Annotated in this window: 8 protein-coding genes and 3 pseudogenes; 5 read left to right on the forward strand and 6 right to left on the reverse strand. The window is 67.1% G+C overall.

Features of this window, described 5'->3' with window-relative positions; translation table 11 throughout:
* Window positions 1–147: 147 nt before the first annotated feature.
* From ACFWPQ_RS51450 to ACFWPQ_RS51460, 3 genes are read right to left on the reverse strand one after another with little or no spacing between them, the layout of a single operon-like run.
* The gene (locus tag ACFWPQ_RS51450; RefSeq protein WP_384052052.1) at window positions 148–417 is read right to left on the reverse strand and encodes a hypothetical protein; all 270 of its coding nucleotides are present in this window, start codon (window positions 415–417) and stop codon (window positions 148–150) included.
* A gap of 3 nt (window positions 418–420) precedes the next feature.
* The gene (locus ACFWPQ_RS51455) at window positions 421–735 is read right to left on the reverse strand and encodes a hypothetical protein (RefSeq protein WP_384052054.1); all 315 of its coding nucleotides are present in this window, start codon (window positions 733–735) and stop codon (window positions 421–423) included.
* Complete coding sequence (locus ACFWPQ_RS51460) at window positions 722–1,285, reverse strand: bifunctional DNA primase/polymerase (protein WP_384052056.1); 564 nt, start codon at window positions 1,283–1,285, stop codon at window positions 722–724. The genes ACFWPQ_RS51455 and ACFWPQ_RS51460 overlap by 14 nt, the downstream gene beginning before the upstream one ends.
* Before the next feature lie 405 nt (window positions 1,286–1,690).
* Between ACFWPQ_RS51460 and ACFWPQ_RS51465 the strand changes: the two are divergent.
* A pseudogene (locus ACFWPQ_RS51465) lies at window positions 1,691–2,937 on the forward strand (hypothetical protein).
* An 18-nt stretch (window positions 2,938–2,955) separates the two neighbouring features.
* On the opposite strand, the gene ACFWPQ_RS51470 reads toward ACFWPQ_RS51465, so the two are convergent.
* A complete protein-coding gene (locus ACFWPQ_RS51470) occupies window positions 2,956–3,885 on the reverse strand; it encodes a phosphotransferase enzyme family protein (protein ID WP_384052058.1) in 930 nt (309 codons plus the stop codon).
* Window positions 3,886–4,651: 766 nt separating this feature from the next.
* Between ACFWPQ_RS51470 and ACFWPQ_RS51475 the strand changes: the two genes are divergently transcribed.
* The 3 genes from ACFWPQ_RS51475 to ACFWPQ_RS51485 all read left to right on the forward strand — a co-directional run bounded on the left by ACFWPQ_RS51475 (window position 4,652) and on the right by ACFWPQ_RS51485 (window position 6,922).
* A complete protein-coding gene (locus tag ACFWPQ_RS51475) occupies window positions 4,652–5,233 on the forward strand; it encodes a peptidase inhibitor family I36 protein (protein ID WP_384052066.1) in 582 nt (193 codons plus the stop codon).
* A gap of 71 nt (window positions 5,234–5,304) precedes the next feature.
* On the forward strand, window positions 5,305–5,661 hold the full coding sequence (locus ACFWPQ_RS51480) for a hypothetical protein (protein WP_384052060.1): 357 nt from the start codon (window positions 5,305–5,307) through the stop codon (window positions 5,659–5,661).
* Window positions 5,662–6,205: 544 nt separating this feature from the next.
* Entirely contained in the window at window positions 6,206–6,922 is a 717-nt protein-coding gene (locus ACFWPQ_RS51485) for a chitinase (RefSeq protein ID WP_384052062.1), read from the forward strand.
* A gap of 731 nt (window positions 6,923–7,653) precedes the next feature.
* Here ACFWPQ_RS51485 and ACFWPQ_RS51490 read toward each other — a convergent pair.
* Together ACFWPQ_RS51490 and fusA are read right to left on the reverse strand one after the other, a co-directional pair.
* The gene (locus ACFWPQ_RS51490; protein ID WP_384052064.1) at window positions 7,654–9,129 is read right to left on the reverse strand and encodes an Hsp70 family protein; all 1,476 of its coding nucleotides are present in this window, start codon (window positions 9,127–9,129) and stop codon (window positions 7,654–7,656) included.
* An 857-nt stretch (window positions 9,130–9,986) separates the two neighbouring features.
* A pseudogene (gene fusA, locus ACFWPQ_RS51495) lies at window positions 9,987–10,274 on the reverse strand (elongation factor G); the annotation flags it as partial.
* 124 nt (window positions 10,275–10,398) lie between these two features.
* Between fusA and ACFWPQ_RS51500 the strand changes: the two are divergent.
* Window positions 10,399–10,518: pseudogene (locus ACFWPQ_RS51500) on the forward strand (DNA-directed RNA polymerase subunit alpha); the annotation flags it as partial.

The following is a 10,518-nucleotide window of genomic DNA, read 5'->3' on the forward strand; positions in this document are numbered from 1 at the left end:
AGCCGGTGGCCGTTCATCTATGCGGGCCTCATCCCAACGCCGGAGCAAACCCCCGGATCAGGTCGAACCCGTACACCACTTCCCTGGACGCAACCCACCGTCCCGAACGGCTGAATCGTCACATCGGTCACGCCCGACCAGGACACCTCAACAAGATCGTGTTACAAGCTCTAAGACGATCAGTTCGGCCAGCATCACGGCCGCCTCCGGCCGGATCGTCCCAAGGCGTACCAGGCCGTCGCCGGAGAAATTCACGTCAGCCGCAAGGCCGGGAAAGTCCGACTCCCAGCCCAGAGCGGTCAGCTGTGCGGCCAAGGCTTCTGCGCTGCGTCGAGCCCGTGCCCAGCCGCGGACGTAGGGGACACCCGGCATCAGGTCCTCCGCACGCTTTGCGACGACTCCCCATCGGTCGGTCATGGTTCAGTCCCTTGCTTCACGAGATTCGGTCGTTTCGTCGCCGCTCTCCCCGAGACGCTGCACGCCGGAAGCCAGCGCCAGCCGCAGCAGTTCGGCCAGTCGCTCCGCGGTGGCCGGCGACACGCGCCCGAGTTCGACCAGACCGTGCCCGAAGGCATTCAACTCCGCTCGCAGATACGGGAAATCCTTCTCCAGGCCCGCCCGGATCAAAGCGTCCCTCAGAGCGGAGGTGGCGTTGCGCGCGGCGTACCAACCGTCGCTGTCCAGCGGTGACCAGGTGGCAGCGTCGTGCCTGTCGGTGGCGTCATCCCGGCGCATCGATCGGAGCCCCCTCAATCGCGGAGAAGCCGAAGGTGTCCGCGGCCCGGTAGCGCTCGCCGTACCGGTCCACCCGCGCAAGCAACTCGGCGGAGGCGACGAGCATGGTCGCCAGGGCTACAGGACGGAGCGGGTTGGCCATCGGTCGCCGGGCCGGGGCGCGTAGCCACTCGTAACGGTCACCGCGCAGGGGAATGGGGCCAGGGACGACGACCGCGGAGCCACGGCTCAGGTAGCGGTAAGCCGGTGCAGTGCCCTCTTCCTGTGCTAGGTAGTGGAGGAAGGTCTCCTGGCTCTGCGAGCCCAGGAAGAAGCCGACTCGCTGTGCCTTGTGATCGAGGACGGTGGGGCCGAACGGCAGCCCCCGGCGGAGCAGTTGGTCGAAGGTCTCGATGCCGACGCGCTGGTCCACCGTCACCACGTCGAAGTAGCGGCCGGTCGGCAGCATGTACGGTGCGCGGGGGTCGTCGCTCCAGGTAGCGCGGCATCCCACCGGATCGTCAGCCGCCGCGGAGAGCCATTCCATGCCTCTCCTGGTCATCCTCTGCACGTCATCTCACCTCGGGTCAGACTCAGTTGCGGCCGCGATGCCGCCCTGTGTCCAGACTCAGGGTCACCACCCTGGCCGGGGCAGATGACGAGAGGTGACGGGGGATGACGCGTCGCGCGTGCACGCGTCATCCCCCGTCATGTTGCAACCGTTCACGATCTCCGATTACTGGCAGCGCTCAGCGATGAGCAGCGCGTACATTCGGTTGTAGGGGCAAGGAGTCACGCGTCCCAAAAACCGCACCCGTGAGCCAGTCGAAAGGGAACGGTCACGTCGTCGATGGAACCGACCAACGTTCGCTTACGGCAAGCCCGTGTGGGTCGTGGCTGGAGTCAGCCGCGGTTGGTGCGCGAGCTCCGCCAGGCCGCAACGCGCCGTGGCCACCAGCTCCCGTCGGATGCGAGCGTGAAGCGCCGTATCGCCACTTGGGAGAACGGGCACAGCACACCGGACGACTTCTACGGTCCGTTGCTGTGCGAGGCGTACGACCTCAGCGCCGCCGAACTCGGCCTGAACCACGAAGGCGAGCGGGACACGGGGCTCTTGGACGCCAGCTATCCGGCGAGCCCCGAGGGCGCCATCGAAGCCGTCGGTCAGTTGTGGCGGGCAGATCTCAACCGGTATGAGCCCTTGCTCCAGGCCGAGCCCTCCGAACCGGCCTGGAGCGAGGCTTCGCTCCGGTGGCTGGTGGCGCCCGAGCCTGCCGTTCCCGGCAACGGCAGAGCGGAATGCGCATCGGTCTCGGCGACGTCGCCGCTATCAAGACCACCGCCGACATGTTCGCCGACTTAGACGACCGATTCGGCGGCGATCACGCGCGGCACTCGGCCATCCAGTACCTCAGTACCGAAGTGACGCCGCTGCTGCGCGGCCAATACACCAAGCAGGTCGGCCGGGCCCTGTTCTCGACCGTCGCGGAAGCTACGCTCCTGGCCGGTTGGATGTCCTACGACGCTTGTCGGCACGGCTTGGCACAGAGGTACTTCCTCCAAGCTCTCCGGTTGGCCCAGGACGCCAATGACCGCCGGCTAGCCGGAAGCATCCTGTCCGCCATGAGCCATCAGGCGACGTTCCTCGGTCGATACACGCAGGGCGCGACGCTCGCCCGTGCTGCCCTCATGGGCATCTCTCCCGTAGCCACGCCAACGCTTCGCGCCCAGTTCCACGCCATGGAGGCACGCGCGCTTGCCCGGACCGGTGACGTTCGGGGTTGTGAGGCCGCCTTGAGCGCGGCTACGAAGGCACTGGAGAGCCGGAACAACGACGACGAGCCCGAGTGGATCAGCTATTTCGACGAGGCCGAACTAGCCGCCGAGGCCGCCCACTGCTTCCGTGACGTCAACAGTGCCCGGCAGGCCGTCGCCCATGCAGAGAACGCCATGAGCGGCAGCCACGTACGGAGCGACTTCTTCGCAACCATGGTGCTCGCCGACGCCCACCTCCGCGCCGGCGACGTCGAGGAGGCTTGTCGCGTTGCACTCGACGCGCTTGACCTGGGCGAGCAGCTCAAGTCGGCGCGATGCGTCAGCTACCTCGCCGAGTTCCGGCAGAACCTCGCAGCGGCCAGCAGCAGCGCGGACGTGCAGACGTTTACCGAGCAGGTCAGGGAGCACCGGCTGTGGATCGCCTCAGGCGATCATGTCGCTGTCTGAGCGCAGGTCGCCGCGCCTTCAGAACGGGCCCCATTCGTCTCGCCCCTCACCCGTGCGAAGGGATCGCACCCTACGAGCGAATTCCGCAGCGGCTGAGTCGCTGGTCGTGACCTGGTGGCCGAGCCAGGCGACCATCATCAGTTCACGCAGGTCCGCGAGGGTCTCGTAGCCTGGCCAGTTCATCAGGTCGAAGCCGTACCGGTGCACGAACTCCGCGTACTCCGCCTTGGTGTGCCAGCGGTACCGGTCGTAGAACATCGCCGTCTGGACCAGATCCCACTCACGCGGCGCGAGAGCGAAGCCGTCCAGGTCGATGAGCACGGCGTGCCCGTCCCGGTGGCGGAGGATGTTCCCGATGCTGGCGTCGCCGTGGATCATGCCGAAGGGGAGAACGAAGTCCAGCCGGTCGTACTCCTTTGCAAGCCTTGCCGCTCGCTCATCGAGGAACGTCCGGTCTTCATCCGAGATGGCGTTCAGCCCTTCGAGGGACTCCGCCACCTTGGCCAGAGGATCGAAGTACGGCAGACCGAGGGATTCGGGTTCTTCGAACCAGTGCAGACGGCGGAGCAAGTCGGCCAACTCGGCGACCGTGGCGTACTCCTCGCGTTCCTGGACACTCTCCCAGAAGGTGACCACTCGGCCGGCGATGACAAGTGGTTGGGCCGTCGGGGCCGGCACACGCATGGCCGGGAAGTCCTGTGTTTTTAGCCACATCGCCACGCCCACAGCCCGCTCCATCTCCGCGCGGACCGATGGATCACGCGCGATGCGGACTATGACGGGTAACGAGGTGAGGCGGTAGACCGCGTTCGAACCGAGGCGCAGCAGCTCAGCGCCGTGGGAGTCGAGTCCGGCCGTCGCGCAGGCCTCTTGGAGTACGGGCTCCAAGCCCTCCGCCGTGAACTCCGTGCCGCCGCCGGCCGGTCCCCCGCTGCTGCCCGAGATCATGCCTCGACCATACGGGCCGGACCCAGCGGCCGACAGGCTGCCTACATAATAGGGGCGTAATGATCTTGCTCGGCCCTCGACCGGCCACGCCCTCCGCCGCAGGTCAGGGCAGTGGTGGCCCCTTGGCCCCACCTGGCCTCCGGAGCCGTGTGCGCAGGTTCGAATCCTGCCGGGGGCACTCCGGAAAAAGCTCCTGACCTGCAGAAATACAGGTCGGGAGCTTTTGCGTGCATGCCAAAACGCACACGGTCTTTTGACCATTGCCCGTTTCAGCCCACACGCCACTACACACCCTGTGGATAACCTCGTCCGTTGACAGACTTCCGCAGGTCCGGGGCGTGAGCTTGAGCGTGTGGTGGCCTCACTCACCAACAAATGCCGAAACTGCGCGGCACCATGAGATTCCTGGCGCCGATACTCGCAAAACCCCGCGTGACCTGCCCTGATGCGGCCGAGAGCACGCGGAAACGCACACGGTCTGGTGGGTCGTCACACTCTCCACTCCGAAAGCTGCTGATTTCAGCGCCCAAGGAGCCGGGGGCACTCTTTCACCCCGGCCGAATGCACTGTCCAGGGGCGATGGTGCCCGCTGCGGCTACACGCCGTCGTGTCTCGCGGGGTGGCTGCTCAGGGCAAACACTGAGGCCAGTGCGGAGATTTCTCACCAGGCGTGATCAAGAAAATTACTCTCGCGTTGACCATGACGCCGACCGCCGCCGTACCGGTGGTCGGCTCGGCATCCACCGCGGACTCCCCGGTACGGGAGATGACCGGGCAGGGCCTTGACGCCTGCCCGGAGCAGTCCGTGTGCCTGTACCAGGACACGGACTTCAACGCCGGAAAGAACGCCAGAATCTGGGTCGCCACCGGCGATGTCGAACGTCTGAGCACCTGCGACGCCAACGACCGCGCGTCCTCGCTCTACATCGACGCCCGTGACAGCTGGAAGGTCAAGCTGTTCAAAGACGCGCAGTACGAAGGGGGTTCATCGTCCCCAACGGTACCGGGCCTTCCCGCGGCAAGTTCAGCACGATGCCCAGCGGGTGGAACGACAACCTCAGCTCCCTCTGCCTCCTCAAGTCGACGGGCCCTGGCAGCCGGCCAGGAACCTGCGGTCGCCACCTCCAGGGCCACGGCTCTCGGAGGTGATGTCTGGCCATTCCGCCTGCGAAGCCACGGAATAGCCCCGGTTCAGAACACTGCCTCTTCACCAGTAAAGGACTCTCGGGGGGCTGAGAAGTGTGATGCCGCTCCGGGGCGCAGGAACCTGATTGGCGGGCGCTTCCGGTGCCCCCCGCTCGGGCGGTTTGGCAGGCTGACCAGCCTGAATAGCACGAAGCACTCCTAACCTGAGATGGCTTCAGCCCGAGGAGCGCCGCTATGCGAAGAGCAGTGCTCCCCACACGCGAAGGAGTGCAGATGGCCAACTTCCAGCTTGGTGAGATCCCCGAAGGGTTCGCGTACAACGAGAACGACGGACTGATCCACTACAGGTACGCTCTCCTGCTCGCCATTCCCCAGCCGAACCAGACCGGCGTGTGGAACGACGCCTTCCTCAGCTTCGGCTCCAGTTGGGTCGACGTGCGCCTGAAGGTGACCATGCACGACGGCACGAAATGGCTTCCGGCCAAGGACTGGGATGTCAACCAGGCCAGCGGGCGCCTCGCCGAGAAGCTTCCCAAGGGCATCCAGAAGGTCGCCGTCGGGCGTGTGAAGAAGAGCGGTGCCGACGTGGCGGACAACAACCCGGTCAGCTGGCTCCTCGAATACCTCTAGCCGGCCTCCGGTCCTGCACTGGCGCCGCGGTCCTACCGGTCGGGGGCGCCAGTGCAGTGGCCGACACGGCGACCGGCACGGACGCCGATCGCCGCAACCGTGATGACGGCGGTCGCCTGACCGACATCACCGCACCATGCCCGGCCGCGGCCAGTTCACGCAGCACGGTCCGGCCCTGAGGGGCAGATCACGAAGATGCCTACGGGCCGCCGCCCTCTGGGGCTGGAGGCGGTATGCGGCCCACGACCGTCGTCGACCACCGACCGCGGTGCCGCTGCCCGACGCGGAAAAGGAGTTCCCCCGGCTGCCGCGCGTAGCGCCTCGTCGGTCCCAAATGACGGTTCTGGCACGGCTCCCGTGAGGCACTCGGCAGGAGTCTGGTCGCGGTCTCTTCTGGGCTGAACCGCGCCAACCGAGTTGACCGAGTTGACCGATGAACCCTAATGGATGATTTCTGAGTTTATCTGCAACTTTCTCCGGGGTTTGTTGATCAAGATGGCCTCGGTGCTGCGCACCTACCAGCCGACTGCCGAACCGAGGAACGATGAAGCTCTTCCGCACCCTGTCCCTGCTGGCCTCAACCGCTGTTCTGAGCGGCGCCCTGTCCATGGCCGGTCAGACGACGCCGGCCCACGCTGCTTCCTTCGTGGTCAGTGAAGCCCAGTTCGACAAGATGTTTCCGAACCGGAGCCCCTTCTATACCTACCGCGGTCTGACCGACGCCCTGAGCGCCTACCCGGAGTTCGCCAACAGCGGCGACGAGGCCACCCGCAAGCGCGAGGCGGCGGCCTTCCTTGCCAACGTCAGCCATGAGACGGCGGGGCTCAGGTACGTCGTCGAGCAGAACACCAGCAACTACCCGCACTACTGCGACCGGTCGCAGCCGTACGGCTGCCCGGCCGGAGTGGCCGCGTACTACGGGCGCGGACCGCTGCAACTGAGCTGGAACTACAACTACAAGGCCGCCGGCGACGCCCTCCACATCGACCTGCTGCGCAACCCCGGGCAGGTGGAGAGGGACCCGGTCACCGCTTGGAAGGCCGGACTCTGGTCCTGGAACACCCAGACCGGCGACGGAACGACGACTCCGCACGACGCCATCGTCAACAACAAGGGCTTCGGCGAGACCATCCGCAGCCTCAACGGCGCCCTGGAGTGCGACGGCAAGAACCCGCACGAACTCAACGACCGGATCAACCTGTACAAGCAGTTCGTCGGCCTCCTCGGCACCGACGTCGGCGACGGCAACATCTCCTGCTGAAACGCCGACCGGCACGCGGTGGGAAGCCGAGCGCACCGGCTTCCCGCTCCTCCCGTTCCCTTGACCGCCATCGGGGCCTCTCCGACCGCGGCTGGGCGCCACTCGCATGGTGCCTCAGCGCGGACGGTCTGTGAGGGGCATGCCGGGTTCGCCAAGGCCATGGCCCTCAGGTGTGCGAAGTTCGGGAGCACTTGGCTGGCGGCTGTCCTGGCGGCCTACACAGGCCGGCTTCAGGGAATGCGCGCCAGGACCGTCATTTGGGACCAGCGAGGCGCCTTGAAGTGGCCCCGATCTGTGAAGATCTGTGTTGGCGAGCGCGGCCTGGAATCGTCGCACGTGGTGCTACGTGTCAGCCACGGCTGGGACGGTAATCCCTCCCGTGGCCATCGGCTTGCCTGCTCGCTGAACTGGTAGATCGAGGGAGAACATCGAGGGCTGCCTCAGCAAGATCGAGACCGGGGAGAAGCCCCTTCATACTGTGGCGGTCGGGGGACTGGCGTCGGCGAGTACGTCCACCAGAGCCTGGCGCTCCGCGTAGGGGCACCAGGGGAAGGGCGGGCAAGCCTGCGGCAGGGCGGGCGAGGATGCCCTGAGGCGCGGACTCGCGTCGGCAGTCCGCCACCTCGTACTCCAGGCCCCCGCCCCGCGGTCGCCCGCACGCGAGCGACCGCGACGACACCACCGCCCGACTCGCCGCTGAGATGGAGGAACCTGGCGGCAGTGATACACCCCTACCGGGCTTGGGCGGTCATACGGTCGAGGTCGGCCTTGGACAGTGCGTCGTTGGAGATGGTCATGGGCTGAGGTTTGCCGGTGGCGCGGTCCTTGGTGGACGCCCGGACCATTCCGTTGGCGTCGATGTCGAAGGTGACCTCGATCTGGGGCACTCCACGCGGGGCCGGAGCAATATCCGTCAGATGGACCCTGGTGATCGACTGGTTGTCCCGCGCCATCGGGCGCTCGCCCTGGAGAAGGTGGACCTCCACCGAGCTCTGGTTGTCGGCGGCCGTGGAAACGGCCTCGCTCGTCCGGGTGGGGATCGTGGTGTCGCGGGGGATGAGCTTGGTGGCGACACCGCCCAGGGTCTCCCACGCCAGCGAGTGCACGGTGGTGTCGAGGACCAGAATGTCCTTGACCTCGCCGGTGAGCACCCCGGCCTGGACCGCCGCGCCCGCGGCCACCCTCTCGTCGGCGGTGACGCGCTCGGGGTTCTTGCCGGTGACCTCGCGGACCATTTCCTGCAGCGCGGGCATCGCGGTGACCCCGCCGAGCAGTAGGACCTGCCCGACCGTCGAGCCGGCCCCCGTCATGGCGTCACGGAGCAGGGCGGAGCACTTCGAGACCAGGGGCTCGGTCAGCGTCTGGAGCTGGGAGCGGGTCAGGGTGTCCTTCAGGTCCAGGGTGCCGGAGATGCCCGGCAGACTGATGGACGTCTGCGTGGCCGTGGACAGCTCGGTCCTGGCCCGGCGGGCGGCGTCGCGCAGGCGCCGGTACGCCGCCGCGTCGGAGGTCAGGTCGACGCCGTTCGCCTTCTTGAACCCTTCGGCAAGGTGCTGGAGGACTGCGGTGTCGAAGTCGTCCCCGCCCAGGCCGGTGTCGCCGCGGGTGGCCTTGACCTCCACGAGCCCCTCGCCCACCTCCAGCACGGAGACCTGGCAGGCGCCGGCGCCGACGTCGAGCACCGCGACGGTCTCGTCGCCGGTGCGGTCGCTCAAGGTGGCGAGCGCTGGGGCGAGCGTCGCCGGGACCATCCGCAGCAGGTTCAGCCCGGCGATCTGACACGCCTCCACGACTGCCTGGCGCTGGGCCTGGCCGAAGGAGGCCGGGATCGCCACGACGGCGCCGGTGACTTCCTCGCCCAGGTGTGCCTCGGCGTTCCGCTTGAGCTCGGCCAGCAGACGGGCAGTGATCTCCTGGACCGTGTAGGTGCGGCCGCCGATGTCCCCCTCCTGCGGGAACTTCCAATGCCGCGCGGCTTCTCCCAGATGGCGGAGGGCGGAGACGGCGACGCGATCCGGGTGATCCGCGGCGTACTGCTCGCCGGCCTGGCCGACCAGCGTGGCACCGCCCTCGGCGAAGGCGACCACCGACGGCGTGGCCGCAAGCCCCTGGCCATTGGCCACCACGACCGGTTTGCTGTCTTCGAGTACACAGACGACGCAGCGGGATGTACCCAGATCGATTCCGACGGAGCGGTTGACGGCCACGGGAGACCTCCACGGTAAGCGGGTGGACGACAGCCCGGAAGGGGCATGGGACCAGCACAGGGATGTGCCTTGCCGGGCGCGAGCACAGCACCGCTCATGATCGCGAATGGGCGCACAGGGGCATGACGGGAACACGGAAGGTTCACCCGCCCGTGTCGTTCACCGCCTGGCCCGCGCGCCGCCGGCCTTGCGCCGCCGATCCAGATCCAGCGGCCGAAGCCCAGCAACCACTCACGGTGATCATCCGTCCTCGGCAACCGACGAATACACGACTCACGATGGCGCGAGGTCGCCAGTTTGATCCGCGGGCATCGTCGAGAGCGCCTACGCCGACCCGATCAATGCAGTCGACGCACGATTCCCAGTGGCAGTCCTCAACATCGGCCCCACTCGTGGCTGACACGGAGAACCAAGTACGGCGATTCCAGGCCGTGCTCGGGAACACGGATCTTCACAGATCGGGGCCGCTTCAAGGCGTCTCGCTGGTCCCACATGACGCCGCCGCAGCCACTCCACCTCAACCTCAACCTCAACCTCAACCTCAACCTAGGAAGTGTGCTTGGGCGTTTTGCTTGGCCTCTGAGTGCTCTGATGGGCCCCGCGGAGTCGCGTAGGCGGCCCGCAGAGCAGGGCGCCGTTCGGCCCGGCGTCACATGAAGCGGGCCGAACGGCGAAGGCGTCCGAGAACCACCCTTCCGCGGTGCGCGGACCCGGTCGCTTGCCGGCCGCCGGACCTGGCCGGGAACATCTGGAACGTCGCGAAGACGGTGTCATCACGATTTGTATCAGCATGACCGGACCGTGTCGGGCCACCGTCGAAAGCGGGCCGTGCTGACGTTGCGCCGTGCGGTGCGGGGCTACTGGCGGCGCGCGTTCTCGGTGATCTGCTGCGCGGTGCTCTGCGGGACCTCGTCGTAGGAGTCGAACTGCATCGCGTAGTTGGCGCGCCCCGACGTCTTGCTGCGCAGGTCGCCCACGTAGCCGGACAGTTCTGTCAGGGGAACCAGGGCCTTGACGAACTTGGCGCCGCCCCGGTCCTCCATAGTCTGGAGCTGGCCGCGGCGGGAGGTGAAGTCGGCGGTGACGTCGCCCAGATAGTCCTCGGGGGTGGTGACCTCGACGGTCATCATCGGCTCCAGGAGCACGCCTCCCACTGGGTTGGAGTCGGGCGGTCCGGCCCCTGCGGAGGCCGTATCGCCTCTGTCGCCCGTACCCTTCGTGGTCTACGGCGTCACATAGCGGGCGCCGAACCACTGGAGGCAACACCCCGTGCTGATCGCTCAGCGTCCGTCCCTGACCGAAGAGGTCGTCGACGAGTTCCGTTCCCGGTTCGTGATCGAGCCGCTGGAGCCGGGCTTCGGCTACACCCTCGGCAACTCCCTCCGCCGT

The organism is Streptomyces sp. NPDC058464, assembly GCF_042721035.1.
Classification (GTDB): domain Bacteria; phylum Actinomycetota; class Actinomycetes; order Streptomycetales; family Streptomycetaceae; genus Streptomyces.